Source organism: Bartonella schoenbuchensis R1 (assembly GCF_002022685.1).
In the GTDB taxonomy this organism is placed as follows: domain Bacteria; phylum Pseudomonadota; class Alphaproteobacteria; order Rhizobiales; family Rhizobiaceae; genus Bartonella; species Bartonella schoenbuchensis.
This window is the reverse complement of record NZ_CP019789.1, coordinates 752,165-776,864: the sequence shown is the minus strand read 5'-3', so window position 1 is coordinate 776,864 and position 24,700 is coordinate 752,165. Positions and strand designations below refer to the sequence as shown.

26 protein-coding genes, 1 tRNA gene and 1 pseudogene are annotated in these 24,700 nt (G+C 34.8%); 17 read left to right on the top strand and 11 right to left on the bottom strand.

The genetic code is table 11. The features are described from left to right. Positions 1-50: 50 nt before the first annotated feature. From rnr to BscR1v2_RS03285, 4 genes are all read left to right on the top strand, one after another. Positions 51-2,327, top strand: a complete 2,277-nt coding sequence (gene rnr, locus BscR1v2_RS03300) for a ribonuclease R (RefSeq protein WP_078689735.1) — start codon at positions 51-53, stop codon at positions 2,325-2,327. A 606-nt stretch (positions 2,328-2,933) separates the two neighbouring features. Continuing rightward, on the top strand, positions 2,934-3,101 hold the full coding sequence (gene rpmG, locus BscR1v2_RS03295) for a 50S ribosomal protein L33 (protein WP_007477349.1): 168 nt from the start codon (positions 2,934-2,936) through the stop codon (positions 3,099-3,101). 542 nt (positions 3,102-3,643) lie between these two features. Beyond that, complete coding sequence (locus BscR1v2_RS03290; RefSeq protein WP_078689734.1) at positions 3,644-4,216, top strand: thermonuclease family protein; 573 nt, start codon at positions 3,644-3,646, stop codon at positions 4,214-4,216. Between the two features lie 43 nt (positions 4,217-4,259). Beyond that, positions 4,260-4,895 (top strand): uracil-DNA glycosylase family protein, encoded by a 636-nt coding sequence (locus BscR1v2_RS03285; protein WP_078689733.1) that lies wholly within the window; start codon positions 4,260-4,262, stop codon positions 4,893-4,895. A gap of 525 nt (positions 4,896-5,420) precedes the next feature. Here BscR1v2_RS03285 and cobT read toward each other — a convergent pair. The 3 genes from cobT to glpD all read right to left on the bottom strand — a co-directional run bounded on the left by cobT (position 5,421) and on the right by glpD (position 9,867). Beyond that, positions 5,421-6,419, bottom strand: coding sequence for a nicotinate-nucleotide--dimethylbenzimidazole phosphoribosyltransferase (gene cobT / locus BscR1v2_RS03280; RefSeq protein ID WP_078689732.1), 999 nt, complete (start codon positions 6,417-6,419; stop codon positions 5,421-5,423). Positions 6,420-6,944: 525 nt separating this feature from the next. Continuing rightward, entirely contained in the window at positions 6,945-7,925 is a 981-nt protein-coding gene (dusA, locus tag BscR1v2_RS03275; protein WP_078689731.1) for a tRNA dihydrouridine(20/20a) synthase DusA, read from the bottom strand. Between the two features lie 436 nt (positions 7,926-8,361). Next, positions 8,362-9,867 carry a glycerol-3-phosphate dehydrogenase gene (gene glpD / locus BscR1v2_RS03270; protein WP_078689730.1) on the bottom strand — a complete coding sequence of 502 codons (1,506 nt, stop codon included), beginning with the start codon at positions 9,865-9,867 and terminating at the stop codon, positions 8,362-8,364. 674 nt (positions 9,868-10,541) lie between these two features. Between glpD and BscR1v2_RS03260 the strand changes: the two are divergent. The 4 genes and pseudogenes from BscR1v2_RS03260 (at position 10,542) to BscR1v2_RS03245 (ending at position 13,753) form a co-directional block, all read left to right on the top strand. Beyond that, positions 10,542-11,398 (top strand): annotated as a pseudogene (locus tag BscR1v2_RS03260) (DsbA family protein). A 225-nt stretch (positions 11,399-11,623) separates the two neighbouring features. Beyond that, positions 11,624-12,109: an acetyl-CoA carboxylase biotin carboxyl carrier protein gene (accB, locus tag BscR1v2_RS03255; RefSeq protein WP_078689728.1), complete on the top strand. Its 486-nt coding sequence runs from the start codon at positions 11,624-11,626 to the stop codon at positions 12,107-12,109. A 14-nt stretch (positions 12,110-12,123) separates the two neighbouring features. Continuing rightward, the gene (gene accC / locus BscR1v2_RS03250) at positions 12,124-13,470 is read left to right on the top strand and encodes an acetyl-CoA carboxylase biotin carboxylase subunit (protein WP_010703712.1); all 1,347 of its coding nucleotides are present in this window, start codon (positions 12,124-12,126) and stop codon (positions 13,468-13,470) included. Between the two features lie 207 nt (positions 13,471-13,677). Next, positions 13,678-13,753 (top strand) — tRNA-Thr (locus BscR1v2_RS03245). Between the two features lie 115 nt (positions 13,754-13,868). On the opposite strand, the gene BscR1v2_RS03240 is transcribed toward BscR1v2_RS03245, so the two are convergent. From BscR1v2_RS03240 to BscR1v2_RS03220, 5 genes are all read right to left on the bottom strand, one after another. Continuing rightward, a complete protein-coding gene (locus BscR1v2_RS03240; protein WP_078690308.1) occupies positions 13,869-14,054 on the bottom strand; it encodes a helix-turn-helix transcriptional regulator in 186 nt (61 codons plus the stop codon). Between the two features lie 85 nt (positions 14,055-14,139). After that, positions 14,140-14,760: a lambda exonuclease family protein gene (locus BscR1v2_RS03235; RefSeq protein ID WP_078689727.1), complete on the bottom strand. Its 621-nt coding sequence runs from the start codon at positions 14,758-14,760 to the stop codon at positions 14,140-14,142. 1 nt (position 14,761) lies between these two features. Further along, positions 14,762-15,553: a recombinase RecT gene (locus BscR1v2_RS03230; RefSeq protein ID WP_078689726.1), complete on the bottom strand. Its 792-nt coding sequence runs from the start codon at positions 15,551-15,553 to the stop codon at positions 14,762-14,764. A gap of 13 nt (positions 15,554-15,566) precedes the next feature. Then, positions 15,567-16,325, bottom strand: a complete 759-nt coding sequence (locus tag BscR1v2_RS03225; protein WP_078689725.1) for an antA/AntB antirepressor family protein — start codon at positions 16,323-16,325, stop codon at positions 15,567-15,569. A 52-nt stretch (positions 16,326-16,377) separates the two neighbouring features. Beyond that, positions 16,378-16,734, bottom strand: a complete 357-nt coding sequence (locus BscR1v2_RS03220) for a hypothetical protein (RefSeq protein ID WP_078689724.1) — start codon at positions 16,732-16,734, stop codon at positions 16,378-16,380. A 242-nt stretch (positions 16,735-16,976) separates the two neighbouring features. Between BscR1v2_RS03220 and BscR1v2_RS03215 the strand changes: the two genes are divergently transcribed. Beyond that, positions 16,977-17,471 (top strand): hypothetical protein, encoded by a 495-nt coding sequence (locus BscR1v2_RS03215; RefSeq protein WP_078689723.1) that lies wholly within the window; start codon positions 16,977-16,979, stop codon positions 17,469-17,471. Here BscR1v2_RS03215 and BscR1v2_RS03210 read toward each other — a convergent pair. The 3 genes from BscR1v2_RS03210 to BscR1v2_RS03200 all read right to left on the bottom strand — a co-directional run bounded on the left by BscR1v2_RS03210 (position 17,466) and on the right by BscR1v2_RS03200 (position 18,928). Then, entirely contained in the window at positions 17,466-17,828 is a 363-nt protein-coding gene (locus BscR1v2_RS03210; protein ID WP_078689722.1) for a hypothetical protein, read from the bottom strand. The two genes, BscR1v2_RS03215 and BscR1v2_RS03210, sit on opposite strands and share 6 nt — an antisense overlap. A gap of 176 nt (positions 17,829-18,004) precedes the next feature. Beyond that, the gene (locus BscR1v2_RS03205; protein WP_078689721.1) at positions 18,005-18,283 is read right to left on the bottom strand and encodes a hypothetical protein; all 279 of its coding nucleotides are present in this window, start codon (positions 18,281-18,283) and stop codon (positions 18,005-18,007) included. Between the two features lie 9 nt (positions 18,284-18,292). Continuing rightward, a complete protein-coding gene (locus tag BscR1v2_RS03200; RefSeq protein WP_078689720.1) occupies positions 18,293-18,928 on the bottom strand; it encodes a S24 family peptidase in 636 nt (211 codons plus the stop codon). A 47-nt stretch (positions 18,929-18,975) separates the two neighbouring features. Between BscR1v2_RS03200 and BscR1v2_RS03195 the strand changes: the two genes are divergently transcribed. The 8 genes from BscR1v2_RS03195 (at position 18,976) to BscR1v2_RS03145 (ending at position 24,680) form a co-directional block, all read left to right on the top strand. After that, positions 18,976-19,308, top strand: coding sequence for a helix-turn-helix domain-containing protein (locus tag BscR1v2_RS03195; protein ID WP_078689719.1), 333 nt, complete (start codon positions 18,976-18,978; stop codon positions 19,306-19,308). Then, positions 19,305-19,811 (top strand): hypothetical protein, encoded by a 507-nt coding sequence (locus BscR1v2_RS03190; RefSeq protein WP_078689718.1) that lies wholly within the window; start codon positions 19,305-19,307, stop codon positions 19,809-19,811. The genes BscR1v2_RS03195 and BscR1v2_RS03190 overlap by 4 nt, the downstream gene beginning before the upstream one ends. A gap of 157 nt (positions 19,812-19,968) precedes the next feature. Then, positions 19,969-20,334 (top strand): DUF1376 domain-containing protein, encoded by a 366-nt coding sequence (locus tag BscR1v2_RS03185; protein WP_078689717.1) that lies wholly within the window; start codon positions 19,969-19,971, stop codon positions 20,332-20,334. Next, positions 20,324-21,421 (top strand): DUF1376 domain-containing protein, encoded by a 1,098-nt coding sequence (locus tag BscR1v2_RS03180; RefSeq protein WP_078689716.1) that lies wholly within the window; start codon positions 20,324-20,326, stop codon positions 21,419-21,421. Before BscR1v2_RS03185 ends, BscR1v2_RS03180 begins: the two co-directional genes overlap by 11 nt. Continuing rightward, positions 21,381-21,800 carry a hypothetical protein gene (locus BscR1v2_RS03175; RefSeq protein WP_153301976.1) on the top strand — a complete coding sequence of 140 codons (420 nt, stop codon included), beginning with the start codon at positions 21,381-21,383 and terminating at the stop codon, positions 21,798-21,800. Before BscR1v2_RS03180 ends, BscR1v2_RS03175 begins: the two co-directional genes overlap by 41 nt. 1,203 nt (positions 21,801-23,003) lie before the next feature. Next, positions 23,004-23,627, top strand: a complete 624-nt coding sequence (locus tag BscR1v2_RS03155; RefSeq protein WP_078689712.1) for an antA/AntB antirepressor family protein — start codon at positions 23,004-23,006, stop codon at positions 23,625-23,627. A 40-nt stretch (positions 23,628-23,667) separates the two neighbouring features. Further along, positions 23,668-24,408 (top strand): phage regulatory protein/antirepressor Ant, encoded by a 741-nt coding sequence (locus tag BscR1v2_RS03150; RefSeq protein ID WP_078689711.1) that lies wholly within the window; start codon positions 23,668-23,670, stop codon positions 24,406-24,408. Then, on the top strand, positions 24,405-24,680 hold the full coding sequence (locus BscR1v2_RS03145; protein WP_078689710.1) for a hypothetical protein: 276 nt from the start codon (positions 24,405-24,407) through the stop codon (positions 24,678-24,680). Before BscR1v2_RS03150 ends, BscR1v2_RS03145 begins: the two co-directional genes overlap by 4 nt. Positions 24,681-24,700: the final 20 nt, after the last annotated feature.

Here is a 24,700-nt window from a genome sequence, read left to right as displayed (position 1 = left end):
AAAAAGACAACATCGAAAGAATCCCTTCTAAAATAAAAGAGGCATAAATTTTGGTTAAAGGTCAGAAAAAAACAAAATATCTTCAGTCTTCTTATACTGAACGACTACCTAATAAAGCAGAAATTTTGTCCTTTATTACTGATAATCCTAACCTATTAAATAAACGCGAAATCGCTAAGGCTTTTAATTTAAAAGGCGATTCTCGCCGTTGGTTGAAAGATATGCTCGATCAGTTGAAGGATCCTAGCTCTATATCAAAAAAACATAAGAAAATAACGACTCAAGAAAGACTGCCGCCTGTTACTTTAGTTAAAATAAGTGCATCAGATAATAATGGCGGTTTTATTGCACACCCTCTTGAATGGAAGGGTGATTTAACGCCAAATATTGAAATACCTCCTCGCTATATAAAAGGAGTCAGTATTAGTCTTGGAGATCACTGTCTTGTAAAAATTTTTCGAAATAAGACCCCTCAAAGTTTTTCCTATACAGGGCGTATTATACGCAAAATTAATAAGCAAGAAAGGACTATGCTTGGCATAGTAAAAAAATTAGAAAATAACCAATGGCAGCTTTGTTCTATAGACCGTAAAACTAATGACCTAATTATTGAAACACCCTTAGATGTTGATATAAAATCGGGTGATCTCGTTGAAGCTGAAATTAGAAAAAATACAGCTTACAGATCAAAAAACGCAAAAGTAAAAAATGTTTTGGGATCTATCGATAGTGAAAAAGCACTTTCAATGATTGCGCTTATTTCAAAAGGAATTCCTTATGTTTTTCCTGAAGAGGTCTTGAAGCAAGCTAAAGATGCAAAACCTATTGTCAGCACAACAAATCGTGAAGATTGGCGACAGTTACCGTTTATTACAATTGATCCACCAGATGCAAAAGACCATGACGATGCCGTTTATGCCGTAAAAGATGAAGATCCTGCAAATAACGATGGTTGGATTGTCACTGTAGCAATCGCAGATGTCTCTTATTATGTGAAAACAGGAAGTGCTTTAGACCAAGAAGCATTGAAACGAGGCAATTCTGTTTATTTTCCTGATTGCGTTGTACCAATGCTTCCTGAATACATCTCTAATAATTTATGCTCTCTTCTTGAAGGAAAAGACAGGCCTGCTTTAGCTGTTCGTATGATTTTTGATGCAAATGGCAACAAACGCAAACATAGTTTCCACCGTATTATTATGCGTACGGTAGCTAAACTATCCTATCAAGAAGTACAATGTGCAATTGAAGGAAATACAAATGAAAAAACAGCCCCTCTTCTTGAGAATATCTTGCAACCATTGTGGAGAGCTTATACCAAACTCAAAATTGCACGCAATCGTCGAAAACCACTTGAATTAGAGGTACCAGAAAAAAAGATCATTCTTGATCAAAATGGGCGCATTAAAGATGTCGTGGTTCCACCTCATCTAGAAGCACATCGTTTAATTGAAGAATTTATGATACAAGCTAATGTTGCAGCCGCGGAAACATTAAAAGAACATCATCAGCCCTTTATTTATCGCGTTCATGACAAACCATCTCTCGCAAAACAAGAAATACTACAGAACTTTCTTCAGAGTTTAGGGATATCATTTTCTCGAAAAGCAGAACTTACATCAGAACGATTCAATAATATTCTTACGCAAGTCATTAATACACAACAACAGGAATTGGTTAATCAGGTTATTTTACGCTCACAATCTCAAGCTGAATATAATCCTGAAAATATAGGTCACTTTGGCTTAAATCTGCATAACTATACACATTTTACATCACCAATCCGTCGTTATGCTGATTTAATTGTTCATCGAGCGCTTATTAAAGCCCTGCAATTAGGTGACGACAAACTAACAGATTCACAAGAACAAAATTTAACAGCAATTGCCATACAAATCTCTGCATATGAACGCCGTGCAATGATGGCTGAAAGAGAAACTGTTGATCGGCTTGTTGCACATTATTTGGCTAATAAAATAGGCCATTCATTTAAAGGTCGCATTTCTGGAGTTACAAAAGCAGGTCTTTTTATTTCACTTGATAAACTAAATGCAGACGGCTTTGTGCCCATTTCCACACTTAAACGCGATTACTATCATTTTGATGAAACACAACATACCCTTATAGGAAAATGGAGTTGCAAAGGCTATCAACTTGGCGACGAGGTAGAGGTAAAGCTTATAGAAGTACAGCCTCTTGCTGGTGCTTTATGTTTTGAAATATTAACGCAACCTCATTCGTTTACTTTTTCATCCATTCCCTATCGTAAAAACAAATTTACAGCAAAAAAACGGGAACGTAATTCCTATAAACAAAGACGATATTGAAAAAATAAAGCTATATCTTTGTCCTTAGATATTACCTTTTTCTAAGAAAGAATTTAAATTATCACTACGCTATAAGAATATTTATTCTCACTTCAATTGATTCTGTCCGTATTTGAAAAAGTTGCAGTTCATTATTTATAATTAGACTATACAAACGATCACACTTATCATTGTTCAAGAAGCATATAAAAAAATAAGATTAATTTTTTAAAACCCTACCCTGCTTAGATTAAGTGTTAACATTAAAAGCAGAAAACACAATTTGCTTTACTGCTAATGACTAAACAGATTTTTAAAAACATCATTAATTATAGTGAAATCACAACAGTTACCATGGATCATTTTCGATCTAGAATTAGCATACTCATTGAAGTAATTGTTATTGGTCAAGCAACAAATATTTAAAAACTTTTTTATTTTTCCTCTGTGATGATTTGCTTCCTTGGCTGATATATTAATCTAGTACTTACACTTACCTGATAAGAAAGCTAATCAAGTCTTGACTTTTTTTATAACATCCGTAGTGTTGGCAATGAAATATAATTGCATCAAAAATGAGTTTTGAGAGCAAAATAGTATCATTTTCAGTTTAATAGGATCCTTATTATGGCTAAAGCAGCAACTATTAAAATTAAGCTTTTGTCAACTGCAGATACTGGTTTTTTCTATGTAACAAAGAAAAATAGCCGCACAATGACAGACAAAATGAGCAAACGTAAATATGACCCAATTGCTAGAAAACACGTTGAGTTTAAAGAAACAAAAATCAAGTAATTGATTTCATCTATTTAAATTGTAGCGCTGTTTATTTCTGCTAATTATATAAACACACTTAAAAAACACTAATAAGTGTTGAGCGTTTTTTAAAAGCTTTATCTTATAGCTACTATTTAAAGCAAAATTGGTTAAATAATTGGTTTGTATTTTGCTCTAAATAATGGCGATTTATCTTGCCAAAAATTCCATTAATTGTCGGATATTTTGCTGCTTTATTATGGTAAAGGGCTTTTTATATTGAAGGTAGCAAACAAAGGTTGTTCAACTAAGGCAGTTAAAATAGCTCAGACAAATGGATTTTTTTTACTGTATACGTAAAATTATAAGAAAATAAACTCAGTTAGTTAACGAACAACATTATAAATTTGAATATTTGAGTATTCAAAAGGGCTTTTAGCCGTATAATATTAATACTAATGGGTATTGCTCCCTAGATGTTTATTATCATAATGATGTAATCTACATTAAAAAAATAAGATAATTCCACAATATAAATTGTATCTTGACTTAATGGAACACATTATGATATTAACTCTTTCATGAAAAATAATGCTTTTTATTTTGATTTAAGTGACTTTTATCGGAAAGTTACAGTTTTAGGGGCTTTTATAGCCGTCAACGTTTTCATTAATGTAACGATTAATGTGAGGTGCGCTTGGTCGCGACCTCAAGAAGTAGTTTCTGCTTCAACAGAATCCATTACGGGGAATGCGATTGTTATTGATGGTGATTCAATCAGAATTGGCGATGTTATGATCCGACTTGTAGGAATTGATGCTCCTGAACTGCGTCAATTTTGTGGTATCGAGGCAGAGCGTTACCCATGCGGCATTAAAGCCAAAGAGCATTTACAAAAGCTTATAGCAAACCAATTTGTTACCTGTTATTGGGATAAAAAAGATAAATATCAGCGTGTTCTTGGAACATGTAGGACAGAAAAAGTCAAAAATATTAATGCAAAAATGGTGCGTGATGGCTGGGCTATAAGTTACTATGGTTATACCTACCAGAAGGAAGAGCAAAAAGCCAAAGCGCAAAAAAAAGGTATATGGCAATCGTATTTTCAACAACCGCAAGAGTGGCGAAAAGTTCACCCTTATATAAAAAGATAAAATTATTGCTTTTTCGTAATGCTGTCATTAGTTTTTATCTATCATGACGCAGCAAAAATGTGATCAAATTGTTAAATTGGGAGAACAAATTCGTTCTTGTCGTGTTTGTGTTGAACGTCCACATTATTTTCCTCCTCTTCCCCATGAACCAAAACCTGTTGTTTATTTATCCAAAACAGCTTCTATTGCAATTGCAGGTCAAGCCCCGGGATTACGTGTTCATGAAACCTCTATTCCTTTCAATGATCGTTCTGGAGATAGATTACGCGATTGGCTAGGTGTAACAAGCAACGAATTTTATGATAGATCGTTATTTGCTATTGTTCCCATGGGATTTTGTTTTCCTGGTTATGATCAAAATAAATCTGATTTACCACCAAGACGCGAATGTCAAGAAATATGGCATGAAAAAGTATTTCAAGCTATGCCACAAATAAAGCTTGTTCTTGCTATTGGAAATTATGCACAAAAATGGCACATTGCAGAACTTAAACATAAAACCGTTTCAGAAACCGTTAATGATTGGAAAAACATTCTTTCTATCCGTCAACCCCGAGGATACAATGTTATGCCCTTACCCCATCCATCATGGCGAAACACTTTTTGGCTACAACAACATCCATGGTTTAATGATGAATTGATCGTATATCTTCGTCATTTGGTGCGTAAATTTTTATAATTTAGTATTGCAGAAAAAAGGATAAATTATCTTGATCTTAAATTTATCTTTCACAAGAAAATATCATCATTTTCTGTCATCGATTTGCCTTAAAAAAATGATTTTGATCCTCTTTTCTGGCACAAAATTTAAAAACTCTAAAAAATAGTACTATTTAATGTTGTGTTGTTACTTTTTCTTTTTAAAACAGCTGCGTACATCACAGTTCTTCCTATTTGACTCAAGTAACACCGTGAACACCTCTAATATTTTCAAAAATTATAAAAAATTTCACGAAATGATTAAATTTTATCAAATAAAGTTTGAAATACCTACTACTTATTGCGTTTTGTAGTTCCAATATTGAAAGCATAATGGCTTTTATAAAAAATGTTAATTGTTAAATTAACGTTCTGCAGCTTCCCATCTTCTTTCATAATAGAATTAACTGATGGCAATATACCCCTTGATTATATAAAACAGCAAAAAAATGAGTAGAACTCTTAAAACTCTTCTCGATATTTATTGATCACATTATTATTTTTTCTAATCTTCTTGTTCACAAGCTGTCATTTGTGCATGGGTTAAAAGAGCAGCCTTGACCACACCCGCAGCCATAGCCGCACCTGTTCCTTCTCCAAAACACATCTTTAAATCTAAAAGCGGTTCTTTTTCAATTTTTTCCAAAAGCTTACGATGAGCTGGTTCAGAAGAAATATGACCAATAATAATATGATCAAGTATCCTTGGATTTATTTTATATAATACTGCTGCTGCTACTGTTGCTACAAAACCATCCAAGATAACTGGAATTTTTTCCATTCTTGCTGCTAAGATAGCACCCACCATCGCTGCAATTTCACGCCCTCCTAAGCGACGCATAATTTCAAAAGGATCATTTAAATAACCCTCATGCAAAGAAATAGCTGTTTTTATTGCCCTCACTTTGCGTTCATAAAATTCTCCTACAGCCCCCCTACCAGATTCAGCCCATTCTTCAGCCTCCCCACCAAATAAAGCCAGACATAAGGCTGATGCTACTGTCGAGTTACCAATTCCCATTTCACCTATACACAAAAGATCTGTTCCTCCAGCAATTGATTCCATACCAAATGCCATCGTTGCAGCTGTATTACGCTCACCCATTGCTGCATCTTTAGTAATATTCATTGTTGGACATTCTAGAGCTAAGTCAAATACCTTTAGTCTAAGATTATAAGCCATGCAGATTTGATTGATGGCCGCACCACCAGCAGTAATCTTTTTTACCACCTCTTGTGTCATAGATTGCGGAAACGGTGTAACATTTTCCTCAAGAACACCGTGATTACCAGAAAAAATAGCCACTAAAGGCTGTGTTATAATTGGCTTTTCCTCACCTCTCCACCCTGCATACCAAACCGCGATATCTCCCAACTTTCCTAGAGCTCCTTGTGGCTTTACTAATTGTGCTTGCCGTTTTCTAGCCAAAATTATAGAAAACTCATCAGAACTTGGTAAATTTGTTAATAATGCACGAAAATCATCAAATGGACTGCTGTTCATAAAAATATCTTTTTAACTCTATAGCGTATCAATAAAATTTTATCTTATAAACAGAGTATAAATAATTCGTTGTTTTTTTACAGTATAAATATACTACGTTGTAATTGAAGTAATGATTTATCTTTAATTTTTTAAAATCATTTATTTCTAAATGCTGATAATATTGCTAATAATGCGACTTATTTTTATTATAGAAATGCTTATCTGTACCCTACTCATAACATCTATATATAACTAGCATGCTTTAACAAAGGTAAGCTTACCGAATTTATGGATTCTTTACCGCGAAAACATTCCAAAAATCGTAATGTTTCAGTATTTATTACATATGCATTTATAAAAAGTCCTTCACATCTTCTTTTTCAAATTTTAACAGGGTTTCATTATCAATAGATGATCGTATTTAGTACCTCCCCTTTTGATTGTTTAATATATTCATAAAATTATATATAAATTACAACATATAATATGAATAAATTAATGTAAAATATTAGAATATAATTTAGAATTTCAACGAAATTTATCTTAAACAAAAGCAGCAAAAGCTTCTTTTAAAACAGACACATCTGCATCTCTTCTTGTTGCGTCATTTGATAATATTTGCCGCCACCGACGTGCACCATTTCGACCATGAAATAAATTAATCATATGGCGTGTCACATGAGAAAGACGTCCACCTGAAGCTATATGTTTAGCAGCATAATCACACATAGCATCAATGAGATCACAATCACTAAGATCGCTGTGTGGTTGACCATATATTTTAGAATCAATGGACATGAGTAAAGCTGGATTATGATAAACTTGTCGTCCCACCATGGTGGCATCACATAATTTTAAATGTTCTTTGACTTCATCAATTGATTGAATTCCACCATTTATCCCAATAAATTTATGGGGATATTTACGTTTTAATCTATAAACTCTTTCATAATTAAGTTCTGGAATACCACGATTTTCTTTCGGGCTTAATCCTTTTAACCACGCTTTGCGTGCATGCACCCAGAGCGCATCACAGCCGGCGTTCCACACTTGGTCAGCTAAAATATCTAAGGCTAATTCTTCATCTTGTTTGTCTACACCAATACGACATTTAACAGTCACAGATATGGTCACAGCCTGTTTCATTGCTTCTACAGCTCTTGCCACAATATCAGGATGAAGCATCAAACAAGCACCAAACATGCCTGCTTGAACACGATTTGATGGACAACCAACATTGAGGTTTATTTCATCATATCCAAAGTCTTCTGCAATTCGCGCCGCTTCTGCTAATTTTTGCGAATCCGATCCACCTAATTGCAATGCAATTGGGTGTTCTTCATCACTAAAACCCAATAGTCGTTCACGAATGCCATGGATTGCAGCATCTGCTACAACCATTTCAGTATAAAGCAGCGCCTTTTTTGTTAAAAGACGATAAAAAAAACGGCAATGCCGATCCGTCCAATCTAGCATTGGTGCTACTGCAAATTTTACTAATGATGGAGAATTATACAACGTCATAAAAGCATTACTTATACATTTTCATTCATAGCATTTTATTCATGTATACGAGAAATGTCTTTTTTCCTACCCACAATAGTTTTTATCACTTTCTACTATCGGTTGAGGATATAAAAACGCGCTTTATACTTATTGCCTTTTCTAAATTACCTAAATTTTGTTAAAATTAAATAGCAAATACAAAAGGCATTGTTCTCCTTCATTAGATACAGCTAAATTTGCTTTACTATTCCATATTTTAACTACGGAACACTCGTACCTCAAATTCATCTTTGCTATTTTTTCACAACACATTTTACTATTTTAACATCTAAAGGATTTTGATCATTTTAAAATAAGGTAATAACAAGACTAATATTGTGATATCTTAGAAATTGTCTCGGTACAAATATACTAAAAATACCGTAGTGCTAATTAATCAATAAGATCTATAATTTTAGTCGATCTTTCTTTTATCCTTTATATAAGTAGCAAGAACATCAGTTTCTTGTTTATTCAATAAAAGTCCAAGTTTTGAACGACGCCATAATACATCTTCACACGTCTTAGCCCATTCCTTTTCCATTAACCATTTGACTTCTACTTCATAAAGTCCATGCCCAAAATCTTTTCCTCTATCTGCCTTACCATTGGCAAATATTATGAGCGCTTCTGTACCATAGGAGCGAGCAAGCCTGCGCCATGTAAATGCATCTAAATCTGGAAGCAAAAGAGCAATCTTTTTTTCAATCATACCCAGTTGATCACACGGAAAATCACCACCAGGTAGCACTGAATTTATTGTCCACGCCACCCCCTTAGAACCAAGCGCCTTTTCAACAAACTTCATTACATCTTCAGCTAATTTACGATAAGTTGTAATCTTGCCACCATAAAGATTAAGAATTCGTGGAGCACTTCCTATGCCCACTTCTTTTAAAACATAATTACGTGTAGTTTCTTGTGCTTTTGTAGCACCATTATCATAAAGCGGGCGAACGCCAGAATAGCTCCACACAATGTTTTCACGTAATATTGGTTGAGCGAAATATTCATTTGCTGCTGCGCAAATATAGTCAATCTCTGCATTGCTAATACGAATATCAGTAAAATCACCTTGATAGTCACAATCTGTTGTTCCAATCAATGTAAATTTTTCCTGATACGGAATAGCAAAAATAATACGGCCATCATTATTTTGAAAAATATAAGCACGATCATGAGTATAAAGGCTTGGGACTACGATATGAGACCCTTTGACAAGCCGCACTGGTGAATATTCTTTATAATCTAAAACATTGCTTAAAATATGATTGACCCAAGGTCCTGCCATATTTGCAATATAGGAGGCAGAAACAAAATATTCTTGATTATTTAACTTATCATGAAGCGTTATAAGCCATTTTTGTTCTTCTATTTTTAAAGATAAAACTTCTGTGCGTACTTTTATATCAGCCCCTCTTTTTTTTGCATCGCGTGCATTGGCAATAACTAAACGGGTATCATCTACTGTTGCATCGGAATACTCAAAACCTTTATTATAAATTTTCTGAAGTGGAGTGCTAAATTCTTTTGAAAAATCAACCTTTTTGCTACGCCATAGTTTTTGATTCCAACCACCAAGATAGTCATAAAGGAAAAACCCAAAACGTAACATCCAAGCAGAACGCATTCTTTTATGATAGGGAAGAATAAAACGTAAAGGACGCACAATATGTGGAGCCATACGCCAAATAATTTCTCGTTCCTTCAATGCTTCACGAACAAGTCCAAATTCATAATGTTCAAGATAACGAAGACCACCATGAATAAGCTTTGTTGATGCACTTGACGTACCCGATGCAAGATCGTTCATTTCAGCTAATCCAACACTAAACCCACGACCTGCTGCATCTCTTGCCACTCCACATCCGTTTATCCCACCCCCAATAATAAACAAATCATAATGCGTTGTGGCTTTCATAATTTCACTTTCATATTAAATGCATTTTGCTTCACTGTGCTCAATATAAAAGATAATTAAATCGGTATGAATTATTCTCACTCCAATATGGGTCTACTGTTTGTTTATTTAATATAAACAATATTGATACCAGAATAAATTAAAATGGCATTAAATAAAAAAAGAAAATATCACCGTCAAGCTATTGTAAAAACTAAAAAAATATAGCTTCAAAAGAATAGATATATTAGAGCAAAAAATAAACTGTCTAATAAACATTTTAGTGGTCAATATTTAAGGCATTGAGAAAATATTTATGGTTCTTCAAACATTTTGTAAAATTTGCATTGTTTTGCCATACTTTGAGATAACTATAATAGAAAGGCATTATATAACACACAATATAGCAGCTTTAAAAAAAGTTTTTATTAAAATGACCTATGGCATTAAGATTAGAAGAATATTTATTTTTGTGCGTTTATTTCAGGTTTTTCAATACAAAAAACAACCTGAGTAGAAAATATAGCTACTGCAAATCGTGCATCATAGAATAATTTTTCATAGTAGTAAAAAAAGCAATTGATGTTATTTCTATTACCCACTAAGTTTATGCCATGATTCAATGTTTTGTTGCGTATACATAATACTTCCCCTATAGTTTTATAGATACTCTATTAAAATATAAAGATATATAGATGACACATCAGCTTCAACACTTAACAACAACATTTATTGCAAAATTTTCAGTGATAGTTACGTTAAGTATTTTAATCTGCTTACCTCTATCAAGCTTAAAAGCAAAAGAGACAACATTAAATAATTCAATCACAGAAAGCCTTAAAATACAGCTTCTGGAAGATTCCACTTTTTTATCCAAACTTAGTGAAAAACTCACAACACGTACAAACGATGATTATATCCGAGAAATTGTAAAAGACTACCTTCTCCAAAATCCAGAAATTATGATTGAAATGCAGCTTGTCCTCCAAAAAAAGCTGGGGGGATAGAGGAACAACAAGCTTTTGTTGTTAAATCATTAGAAAAGGAAATTTTTCAATCTCCTCACGATGCTGTTTTTGGCAATCCAAATGGTAAAGTAACACTTGTTGAATTTTTTGATTACAATTGTAATTTTTGTAAACGTTTTTACCCTAGTATGGTAAACTTAATAAAAGAATACCCAGACCTGCGAATAATTATCAAAGATTTACCCATTTTAGGTCCTGATTCGATAGAAGCACATACAATTGCTTATGCTTTTCGACAACAATTTCCAGAGAAATATTTCCAATTTTATAAGGAACTTTTAACGAGCCAGAATCGTGCAAACAAGGCCAAGGCTATAAAAATAGCAGTTTCATTAGGAGCAAATGAAAAAGATCTGTATAACGCAATAGAAAACCCGAACCTGCGAAAGTCCTTTAAAAGAAATATTCAAATTGCTTCCACATTAAATATTAACGGTACTCCCTCTCATATTATTGGCGATAAAGTATTCATTGGAGCTGTAAGTGAAGATATTTTAAAAGAAGCAATAGAGAGCATACAATGAAACCCTTTTTTACCCCACTAAAACTATTGAGAGATATCAAAATATATTTTCTAACTTTCTCTTTTTGTTAACAAGCTTATAAGTGTGACTTTGTCGAGCAGAATAAACTAAAACTGCAAAGTGTAATGAAAACACCAGACAAAAAGGTAATGAACCGCCTAGAAACATTTAAGCATAAAAATGTAAATAGCGATGATCTTTATTGATCAAGGAGTTATAAATAAAATGGCAATAAAAAAAACGGATGCGACTAAACATACCGAAATTAATATGGAACTTATCCGCGACCTTGCTAAAATTTTGAATGATACAAATTTAACTAATATTGAGCTTGAACAAGGCGGGCTTCGTATTTGTGTATCACGCCAAAACACTTTAGCGGCTCCTGAACAAACAATTTATGCGTCTATTCCGGCTCCTACTGTAACCTCTTCTTCAAACCTAACGGCTCCAACACCGACAAAAGAAGAGCAATCAAATAACGCAATAACATCTCCAATGGTTGGTACTGCATATCTTGCACCTGCACCCGGTGCACAACCTTTTGTAGAAATAGGACAAAATGTTTCTGAAGGTCAAACATTGCTCATTATTGAAGCAATGAAAACAATGAATCATATTCCGTCACCACGTTCAGGCACCGTAACTGCTGTTCTTGTTAAAGATGCTCAACCAGTTGAGTTTGATGAACCACTTATTATTGTTGAATAAAGCGAGAGGTAGATATGATTCAGAAAATCCTCATTGCTAACCGAGGAGAAATTGCTCTTCGCATCCTACGGGCTTGTAAAGAGCTTGGAATCAAAACTGTAGCTATTCATTCAACTGCTGATGCTGATGCTATGCATGTTCGTCTTTCTGATGAAAGTGTTTGTATTGGCCCTCCTCCATCTCGTGATTCTTATTTAAATATTCACCAAATTATTTCTGCGTGCGAGATTACAGGAGCTGATGCTATTCATCCAGGATATGGATTTCTTTCTGAAAATGCAAAATTTGCAGACATTTTAGAAGCCCATGAAATTACATTTATTGGCCCAACATCTGCGCATATTCGCATCATGGGTGATAAAATTGAAGCAAAAAAAACCGCTAAAAATCTTGGAATTCCTATTGTGCCGGGTTCAGATGGAGCTGTAACTGATGAAAAAGAAGCTCTGCGTATTATTGATGAAATCGGTTACCCTGTTATTATTAAAGCTTCTGCAGGTGGCGGCGGACGCGGTATGAAAGTCGTTCGTTCTGAAAAAGAACTTTCCACTGCTTTCAATACAGCACGTTCAGAAGCTCGTGCTGCATTTAATGATGATGCAGTTTATATCGAAAAATATTTAGAAAAACCACGCCACATTGAAATTCAAGTTATAGGTGATGGAGCTGGCAATGCCATTCATTTAGGAGAACGTGATTGTTCACTTCAACGGCGCCATCAAAAAGTATGGGAAGAAGCCTACTCACCTGCCCTTAATGAACTTGAACGAAAAAAGATTGGTTCCATTGTTGCAAATGCTTGCGCAAAACTTGGTTATCGTGGAGCAGGAACTATTGAATTTCTTTATGAAAATGGAGAATTCTATTTTATTGAAATGAATACCCGTTTACAGGTTGAACATCCTGTAACTGAGGCAATTACAGGTATAGATTTGGTCCATGAACAAATTCATATTGCATCTGGTCAAGGGCTTTCAGTTGCACAAGATGATATTCGTTTTTCTGGCCATGCTATTGAATGCCGTATTAATGCTGAAAATCCAATTAACTTTACGCCATCACCAGGACTTATCACACATTTTCACACACCTGGAGGTTTAGGGGTTCGTGTCGATTCAGGTGCTTATTCAGGTTATTATATTCCACCTTATTATGACAGCTTAATTGGCAAATTAATTGTTCATGGGCGTACACGCTTAGAGTGTATGATGCGTTTACGACGTGCTTTAGATGAATTTGTGGTTGATGGAATTAAAACTACGTTACCTTTATTTCGTGATCTTATTGGTAACCAAGATATTATTGATGGAAACTATAACATCCACTGGTTAGAAAAATATCTTGCTGATAAATCAGCTTGACCAAATTTATAAACAGTAGCAAAAGTGATCAGGTTTGAATAGCGCTTTAGTTATCTCTTATAATAAACATTAAAATTGTAAGAGATAAAAACATAATACAAATCCAACTATTTCAACTTTAAAATATACTTTTTTAAAAATATGTATTGAAATCTATAATTTTCTATTTGCCTTTTTGTAAGTTTGTGTTACTTCCGATACAGTAATGCCCTTATAGCTCAGTTGGTAGAGCACCTGATTTGTAATCAGGGGGTCGGGAGTTCGAGTCTCTCTGGGGGCACCATTATTTATATTTAACATGTTAAAATATATAGATTTTTTTTAATTTTATAATTTTTAGTCCACCCTTTAGTCCACCCTTTGGAGTTTATATAATTTTATCTAAATTGTTGTTATTTTCAGCTTATTTCCTTTGGAGTAAATGCCAAGATTTCTTTTTTTCTCCATCTTACTGATTTACCCAGCTTATATGGTTTGGGAAATAATCCTCGTGTCACCCAATTGCGAATCGTTGTTGTTGATACGCTAAAAAGTTGAGCACATTCACGTGTTGTGACATATCTATCGCCATCATCAAATATCATCTCATTACCTTTCTTTTTTATATTACATAAATTGGGTGGGGGCGCTTTAGAAGGAGACGTGAGGAAAAAAGCACCCCCTATGGGGTTAAGCAGCTTGCGTAAAGACACGCGTTTCTTGTTCTATTTCTTCTAAAAAAGTTTCGACAGCCTTATTGATACGTTCAATCTGCTCATCATCGCGTTGAACGCGTTGAACTTTGATACATAAGTGAGGTGATTTATCTACAAACAAGGGGTTGTAGCTAACAAAATCACACCATTTTCGCCCTGTGCAAGCCATTTGGAATTGCATTTGTAAGATATATTCAGGCTTGATTTCACTATCTAACAAAAAACGTGTATACGTTGTTAGTTGAGGGCATTTGACCTCTATGAGCCCCTCATCACCAATAAGACCATCAGGACTAGCCCCTGCCATTTCAATTGTCGGATGAGGAATAAATCCGCACCGTGTGACAGTAACCAAACGTCTAAGGCTGTATTTTTGAATTGCACTGTCTTCATATTTACGTCCCCATCGCATAGCATGTGTTTCATAAGATAGACTTGTTATGCCCGTTAAGCGTTCTCCAATGAGTTTGAGTTTGTACTCTTCATATTTGCTTGTCGGTGAGCCTTTAGCTGTTTTATCAACGATGCTGTTAATATTTGAAGCTGTGACTTTACCTAAACGAGCTTGAAACCACTCTGGTGTTCTTTGTTCCATATCACACCCCTGGTAGATCTTGTTGAGTTGGTGTGTGTGGTTGTTTTGGTGAAGGCAAAGTTTGTTGCTCTTCTTCCATTTGGAAGCGTTGCCTTTCCTTTAAACCTTCTAAAATAATTTGCCCCGTCTCATGAGACATTTCTGTGAGGCTTGCGACTTTTGCAAAAGAGAGTACCTTTTTTTCTTCTGTTTTTGTTTGTTCCATTAATTCTCTGATTTGTGCAAGCACTTCATCAGATACCCTCTCGTTTTGGGGATTGTGATTAACTTCACTGATAAAAGCCTCATCAATACAATCAGCTTCATATTCGTTATAGATATTAGGAAGACCGAATGCATAACGTGCACACTGTGTAATAGCCTTATGACGTAACATACGAATAGGATATTTTCTCCAATGTTCCGTGTCGCGTTTACATTCTTCCATCTCTTCAGAGATTTCTATTGGATATTTAATGTTCTTCAAATATATAGCGCATTCATAAGCAATTACCTTGCCTTCATTATCGCGTTCTTTTTTTAATTTCATTCCATTAAAGTTAGGACGTGAACGTATGATATTGAGCCATCCTTCAATAGAAGTCATCACACTAATACCGCCCCCTCTTTTAGGGATGACGTATATTTCTTTGTCTAGAGGATTTAACCTATACCTATCGGCAAGGTAGATAAAATCTTCAAAATCTTCCTTAGAAATATTGAAATTGATACAATTCTTTATGATCTTTTTGCAAAATTCTTGTTCTGATAAACCATATTTCTGCGCCACTGTTGCTACGATAGAAGTTGTCATTATCTTTATATCCTTAATGCAGAGTCTGTTTTTGGAGTTCCACACTTAGGCGTGTTAATCCTTTTGGTGTAATTTTTGCATTGGAAACACTCATTTCTCTTCCGCCGGCTATTTGGATAGTTCTAGATACACAATCCATCAGTCCTTCATTGATTTTGCTCTGATAAGGTAACAAAGGTCCTTTTTGAGTACGACGATAAGCCCAACGATGATTAAGCAAATAGTTCGTCAAATCTTTTGTGAGTAAGCCTAACATTTTTGCTGTATCACTTACACAATGCAGACCATCAGATCGTTCTAAACGTTTAAGTGCTTCTGCCTTTGGGATTAACTGAGCAATGACATGATCTTTGCGTTCATTTTCATTTTTTAAGTGCGTAAAAACACCTAACATGACTTGGGGATTTGAGTAGTCAATTTGAGGGGTTGTTACTTGTTTTGCTTTCCGTTCACACTCAATGAAATATTGACGAGCTTGTTTACCTTTCTCATTACGTTCAACCATAGCAAGTTCTTTCGCCATGTCTAAGGTGAGATGGTAGTTTATTACAAGGACAGCTCTAGATTTTGCGCTCCCCAATTTTGGGGACCGCAAATCTTGTGTTTTTATAAAGTCTTTTCCTTCTTCAAATTCATATTGACCAATACGATCTTTAATCCAAGTAGAAAAATCTTTACCAACTTCCAAAAACGTATGTAACTCACGTGCATTGACTGTCTGAACAGGTTCTTGATTAATTGTATTGTTATGAATAGCGATAAGCGCTTCCATTGCAAACCTCATAGTGTTTGGATTAATTTTCAGATGTGTTGGGAAAAAAGGGTTATTGCTGACAATTACTGTAGAATGGACTTGTATTTTCCCGTTCTCTTATTTTGTCTAAGACATCACTGTATGCCCAGCTGTCAGCTATAAAGGGATATGGGGCATCTTCTACAAAATAATAATGGTCATTATCGTTTAAGTATTTTTGAACATAAAGTTCAGCAACTTCTTCAGAAATATCATCATAACGGTTTGAATGAAGATCAATGCGGAGGATACTTACAACATCACCTACACCGTTAATAATGTTCATGATTTCAGTTTCATCAATTGGTCCTGATGAAGAAAGGTGATGACCATCATCACACACAGCTAACAGAATCTCATGATCAGCTATAGAAACCTGTTTACTCATCTTCCATCCCCTCTTATTCGCGTTAGTAGTTGAATTTATATTGCGGACAAACCAGATCAGCTAGCTTTCTTATACCTTTTAATGATATAATTAATTTGCGCTTCTTCGTGGTTTATATACTAAATATGTAGTGAATTTAGTAACAAATGTCAATAAAAATGTAGTGATTTTAGAAACTTTTTGCATAAAAATGCAAAATAGCTCAGAAAATTAAAGCTGTAATTACTAAAAAAGGAGGGGATATGTTTAAAAAAGTTAAAGTTTTAACAGTATATATTACTGGATTTGTAATTTTGCGGTTTTTAAAAATAGAAAAAAACGCTGAATTTATTCAAGCTATTTTAATGTTTTCATCTATTGCTTTTGGGGTAACAATGACTTTCATGACAGCTTTCTTTAACTCCCGACTTGCTTCAGAATTGTATCACAACCCTAAACATCAATATGAAAAAACAACGGATTTGAATATTGTAACAGATTATTTGCACAAAAATTTGTATAGTTTTTTACATCTGTTTATTATAGCGTCTTTGTTGTTACTTTTTCCACGCAATCTTAAACAAGAGATTGTTTTGCCTTTTTTTCCTTGGGACTCAAAATGGGAGTTCCATTTTTATTGGGATGTCTTGTTGTGGTATTTTTTTCTAATTTTCGTGTTTAATATTATATTTCAAATGTACGGCTTCATAAATAATCTTATAAAACTACTTAGGTTAAATAGTGTGCACTTCTCATAACTTATCTATTTGCGATATTATTTGTTTTTGTATCGAATCTTCTTTATAGAGACCATTCTCATCCTTTTCTGCAGTAACAGCCACTTGTTGTTGAAATTCTTCAGTATTAAAAACTGCATCAAAATTATCTTGTGTTTTACCTGTGCAACGTAGTTTTCCTACTTTGTTATTTTTAAGAAAGTTATAAAAAAAATTTTGTATCCAATTGTGATTTTGAACTTTTAAGTCAACAGATAAATCTATTTTGATGATATCATCACGAGGGAATGGTTCGCTTATAGCTTCGTACATATCGGATACTTCTTTAGATGGAAATACTAAATCTGGATTTTTAAGTGGATCATGATTTATACACATTTCAATTTTGTTTATTATTTTAAGTTTTTCAGCAAATTTTTCACTATCAAGAAAAGTAGGCTTAAAAATAACCTTTTTTGAGAAAAGTGTTTTTTGTAATAAGAAACTAAAAGATTATTGAGCTTTTTATTTGAGGCATAAAAAGTAGATATTTTAGGAAGAAAAAATCCAAAAAACTATTTGTTTTGCTCAACTAGTGTTTTAGTACGCGGATTGGTGACTTTTTCAAGTTTATCTGTGTTAGTATCAATAACTTGATTATTATAGGGATCCTTATTTCCTACTAAAACAGAAACCCAATAAGCATCTCGATAGAATTCTTTTATCGTTAAGGTAATGCATTTATCGTCCATTTGATAAGTAGTTGTGGCATCCTGAAAAAGAGCCCCTATATCTTCTACTGTAACAGCTTTTGCATTAACAGATATATCGTAAGAACGGAAAACTATACTCATTTTACTACTTTAAAGTCTTGGTGGTTTTATCCAGTCTATAGGTGCAGCCCATACTAATTGGATATCTTTTATTTCTGGATATAGCCTATTTAAACTTTCTAAATTAAATAAATCGGGTTTACTGCCTTGCTTCACGATCTTTACAAAACAACGTCCATCCTGCGTGTAGACAATTGCTTTTTTGTTAAGAAGTAAATTTGGAGACATGTTTTGTGAGTAAAACAAAATAGATTTATCTTCAATGAATGGTTCCATTGAGTCGCCCTCAACTTTTACTGCGTATGTATCTTTTGTGATGTATGGAGGTATTTCCACTTCCTCAAGCCAACCATCTTCATAGGGAGTAACTTCTGAACCTGCTCCCACATAGCCCATTAAGGGTATAGTTTTCTTGCGCGGAAGAGGATATTTTGTAATTTCTTCAATTGCTATACCCTCTTGCATACTTATTCCCCGTTCTCCTGTTAGCATTTTATTGACTGCAGAACGATAGATAGGGCGCTGCATTTTCTCACTCAGTTGTCTAGCAAGTGATGATTGAGATAATCCAGATTCTTGCAAGGCCTCACTTAACCAAATTTTCATAATGCTATTCATAGTTTTCATTATATCTTTGTTAGAAAAAAAATCTTTTGTGATTTTCATTACATTTTTTGTTGATTTTGTACCGAAATAAGCTACGATAATAAATTATGAAACAATTTTACGAAATAATAGATTTATTGGGTGGTGTTCGTAGAGTATCTCAATTACTTGGGGTTCATAGAACACGTGTATATGTTTGGCTTCGTCCTGTATCAAAAGGTGGGACTGGTGGAAGGATTCCAATAAAGCATATTCCACTCCTTTTGAGTGAAGCCAAGAGAATTGGTGTGCCAATTAAAGCGGAAGATTTTTTGTCATTTTCATACAATTCACCATTACGTGATTCCGTATTATCTCCAACGTCTACATGTACCGATAGTTCCACCGTTAATGAATATCACCAGGATAATTCATCCTGTCAAACAGAAGAAAGATTATGAAAGCAAAGGAAATGTTAAAAGAAATTTATACACGATTTTACAGATTAGTAAGTCGTAATAAGAGAATAGAAAATGCAAGTGTATTAATAGAAGAATACACAGGGGTAATACCACCTGAGGATAGTACAGATGAGTTCGTCATACAATCTTCTACTCAAGAAAATGTTCGCTTACTAAAAGAAAATGTCCCTTCATTAAAAGAGATGTTGCATAAGTCAAAAGTCGAAAGTTGTCTAAAACGCTATGAAGAGGCTCTTGAAGAAGAAGGTCAATTGATTGAAGAAGAGAAAATTGCACTTGAAAATCTGTCTAATCTAATTGAGCAAAAAAATAAGGCGTTACAGCAGCAAAAGAAAAAGCTGGATGTAAAGGTAAAGTTGTTTGATGTACTAAATGGACAAAACAATCCTGAAGTCAACGTAAAACAGCTAGCTAAATCAATAGAGTTTTCATCGCCCAAAAAAGTTATTCCTTTTGAACAAAAGGAATGTGCTCAGGCTTAACCTCGTATTCCATTTAAACGTGGCCATCTCATTAGTTTAGTGTTCAGAGTTCTTAAGAAGGCTACTTTTTCAAAAATATTGTTTCAATAGAGCTACGCGCTAGACGCTCTGTCATAGCGTGCATGGCCGTATATTACCTAAACTAAGGAGGTATGTAATGTCTACTCAAAAAAACTGGGTAAAGTTTTATCATAATCAATTTTTAAAAGAGCTTATGGGTTTGAAGCCAGCAGAAACCGCCGTTTACGCAATATTGGTGTTTCTCATGATTGATAAGGGCACACCTATTTTGAATAATGCTTCTTATTTATCAAATTTGTGTGGCTGTTCAGTGCGGACGTTTAACAAGATATTAGAAGCTTTAATGAGCTATGGTCATATTATTCATTTAGAAGATGACAGCTTATGGCACACATCATTAGCATTTGATGTCAATATGAGTAGAAAAACTTCAGAGAAAGCTTCCAAAGCAGCCACTGCAAGATGGAATAAGAAAAGAGAGGGGGAAAGTTATGTCAACTAAAATGTCATGGACAAGGCTTTTTGCAGACAAGTGGATACTTGATCTGACTTATTTGTCTCCTATTGAAAGCAACGTTTATATAAGATTACAGCTAGAAATGTTGCGTACTAGTGAGCCACTTTTAAATAACATGAAAGTTTTAGCTCGGTATACCGGTTGCACAGTCAAAACATTTGTAAAAGCATTAGATGTTTTACTGAGCATTGGTCATGTTACTCGTTTAGAAGATGGCCGTTTGTGGAGTCAGCAGGTTGAAGAAGAATTAAATGACAGCAAAGAAAACTTAAATAAGTTTTCGGAAAGAGCTTCCAAAGCAGCACAAGCGAGATGGGACAAACAAAAAAAGTTAGATAATTCAAGTAATAATGTTAAGCACAATGCTAGTGATATATCTAGCATTATTAAGCATGATGCTAACGATATGCTTGTTGATGCCATTAACAATAACAATAACATATATAATAAAAAAACTAACACTATCGTGTTATCAAAAAAAGAAAATGCTTTGGAAGATTTAGCAACTGAAGTTTCGGTTCAAAGTGAAACAACCGATGATGCTGTTGAGCAGCAGTTGGATCACGATGCACCCTCATCAGAAAACCAATCACCCGTTTCACAGCAAAAAAGCACTGAAAAGAAAACCAAGCGGTCTGGAGATAAACGGGGATGTCGCATTCCTGAGGATTTCGAACCTAACTTGAAATACGCAATCGACAAGGGCTTAACGCATGATGAGGCGTTGTCAGAGTTTGAGAGATTTAAAAACTTCTGGATAGCCAAGACGGGAAAGGATGCAACCAAAACGGATTGGCAACTGACATGGTACAACTGGGTTACTTCTGACTATGGAACTTTAGCTAAGAAAAAAGCAAAACTGGAAAAGGAAAAACGAAATGGCGTTTATGGAAATTACCCCCAACGGGAAAAAAGCATTGGCGAACGTATCGCAGACAACATCCGTAATCTCAACTCTAGAGGTTTCTTTAAGGCAAATTTGCAAAATGATAGCGCCGGGATTCCCATTACACTTGAAAGCTGGGAGCTCATTGACGAAACAGCAAGAAACGATAGCGTTGAAAGCTTATGAGCGACTTCAAGAACTGTTTGCTGTGAAAGCTGATGGAGAGGTCATTGCAACAGCTATGCGTATACTTTCGTGTGGTTTGAAAATATCGCAAAACTCAGATGATGAAGGTATGTCGCTTGCGTATGGAATGGCTCTTGAGACAGTTTCAGAGTGGGCACTTATAGAAACAGTTAAACGTATTTTGCGTGGTGAAGTGAAAACTATATCCGAGACATTTTTCCCTAGCACTTGTGAATTTGTGCGATTGTGCCGTGATTTAGAAGAAGGTCTTTTGACAACAGCAAATCTTGTTCGCAAGGCTGTTCTGAATACACAAGCAAAGACAGTGAAACAACAAGAGAGACGAGAGAACGTCATTCCACTGACAAAAACGGCTTGATGAGTTTTAGAACAGCAAAATAGAGAAAAGTGCTGATCATTTTTGGATTAGATATGCATTTAAATCAACAAAAACGCACCTTAGAGAAAGATTTGGAAGTTTTTTAATGAATTCCACATCGGGAACATAAAACGCTCTGTACGGGGCTAATTTGAGAAAAGTAGAACAGATGCAAAAATCGGGACAATTGGATATGTTTAAAAAGATTAGAACTGTAGTAACATACAGCATAGGATTTGCGGTGTTGCAGTTTTTACAAATAGAAAAAACACCGAATTTATTCAAGCTGTTTTAATGTTTTCATCGCTTGCTATTTTGATAACCATGATTTTTATGGCAGCCTTCTTTAATTCCAAACTTGCTTCAGAATTGTATCACAACCCTAAACATCAATATGAAAAAACAACAGATTTGAACATTGTAACAGATTATTTGCAAAAATATTTGCATAATTTTTTGCACATAGCTGTTATCGCACTTCTTTTATTAATTTTTCCAAACAATCTCAAACAAGAAGTTGTTTTGCCTTTTTTCTCTTGGGATTCCAAATGGGAATTTCATTTTTATTGGGATGTTTTGTTGTGGTACTTTTTTGTGATTTTCGTGTGCACTATTTACCTTAAAATGTACATCTTCATAAACATCTTTGTAGGATTACTTAGGTTAAATACTGTCCACTTTCTTTAGAGTAAATGGCTTTGAAGAATTAAAGTACTGAACTCAAAATTGAGGGGAGTGATTTTGCAGATTAGATTACTGAACGTATTAATCAATTTGAATTTGTTGAAAATCAAGACTTTGTTTGCTCCCCCATTTTGGGGAGCAAAGGCAGAGGCGGCCGTATGTCTATTAAACAAAGGAAGGATATGACTTTCGCTAAAATTTTAGCGAAACCCCCTTACTTAACTAAGTGCGGTGAATTTTTTGTTTGACAAAATCACGGAAGCGTTTATATATGCGAATCAGGTGCTTAACAAACACCTTAAGTGCATAGCGGATAGATTGCCGAGACAGTCTTTTTTCCGTAAATTAAAGGCTTTGACTCATTGTATGCGTGTAGCGTATAGTGACCTCGTCGGGTGTGGTTATGCTATACAATACCCTCATGGGAAAAGCATAACGACGGACTATGCACCGTGTTTGTTAACACCCGGCGCCCTTCTGGGTGTCATTAACAAACATTTAACTGCATAGGAGTTCATTATGAACACTCTCATAACAATATCAGAACAAACTGTTGGACAGGAAACTGTTCAAACAGTCAATGCACGTGACTTACACGCTTTTTTGGAAGTCGGCAAAAAGTTTGCGGATTGGATTACAAACCGCATTAATCAGTATGAATTTGAAGAAGGAAAAGACTATATTATAACGCTTCCCAAAATTGGGAAACGTAAAAATGTGGTATTAAAAGAATATCATCTCACCTTAAGTGTAGCAAAAGAGCTGTCTATGGTTGAGAATAACAAGAAAGGTAAACAAGCCCGTCAGTACTTCATTGAATGCGAACGGAAAGCAAAACAGCCTTTAAATCTCGCAAATGCTTTACAGAATCCTCTCACAATTAGACAATTGCTTTTATCTATTGACAACATAGCAGGAATACGTCTATATGCGAATCAGGTGCTTCAAAAACACCTTAAAACAACTAGCGGATTGGTTGCCGAAATAATCAGTCTTCCGCACATATTAAAGGCTTTGACTCATTGTATGCGTATGACGTATAGTGATCTTGTCGGGTGTAGTTATGCTATACAATACCCTTTATGGGGAAAGCATAACGACGGGCTAGTTGCCGTGTTTTTGAGCACCCGGCACTCTTTTTGAGTGTCAATCAAAAACGTTTATTACAACTAGGTGAAAAAATATGAACACTCTCATAGAAATAAAAGAAAGCACTGCTAACAGTGCGACGGTTCAAACTATGTCTAGCCATGAAATTGCTGAATTATGTGGTAAAAGGCATGACCACGTTATGCGTGATATCAAGAAAATGCTTGAAGAACTTAACGCCCCCAAATTTGGGGCGGTTAGTTTGATGGGCAATTACTTTGATAAAAAAGGGGAAAGTCGCCCCTGCTATTATCTTCCAAAACGTGAATGTTTAATTCTTGTATCAGGTTACAGCACAACATTACGAGCTAAAATTATAGACCGCTGGCAAGAATTGGAAAAACAAGGAGGAAATTCCCAACTAGACCTCGCAAATGCTTTACAGAATCCTCTCACAATTAGGCAACTGCTTTTAGAGAGCATTACACAATTGGAAGATTTAAGAACTGAAGTTAAAACACTTAAACCAAAAGCAGAAGCACTTGAACATTTAAAACGGTCTGACGGCCTGTTTGCTTTATATGAAGCTGCAAAGATGTTAGATGTACGTCCCACAGATTTTACTAAGCACTTACAGTTTCATAAGTGGGCTTATCGTAATTTTCCGGGTGGACCCATGTTACCTTATCAGGATAAAATTAGGAAAGGACTGATGGATTGTGTAATCCACACCATTCAAAAATCAGACGGAACAAAAATGAGCGTTTCCAGTGCAAAAATCACAGTCAAAGGATTGGCATGCCTAAGAGAACAATTCCATGGAGGTGTGCAATGAGTAACAGTGTCGATTTTTTATGTGATTTGTGGATGACTTTGTTTCAGTTTGCCGATCGTGAGAATATTGAAATAGATGACTGTAGGACTCTGGTTAAAATTATGATTGTAGTAGAAAAGGCTTTAATTGCAAAGCTTCAAAGTGAGACTCCAGATACTCTCAAGATTTTGGCAATTCTTACAGATTTTGGCAATTCAGAACTTCCCCGAACATTGGATCCTTTGTTGAAAGCTTATAGCCCATGTTCGGATGAAGTATCTTATCAACTGTGAAATAAACCACCTTCCCCTTC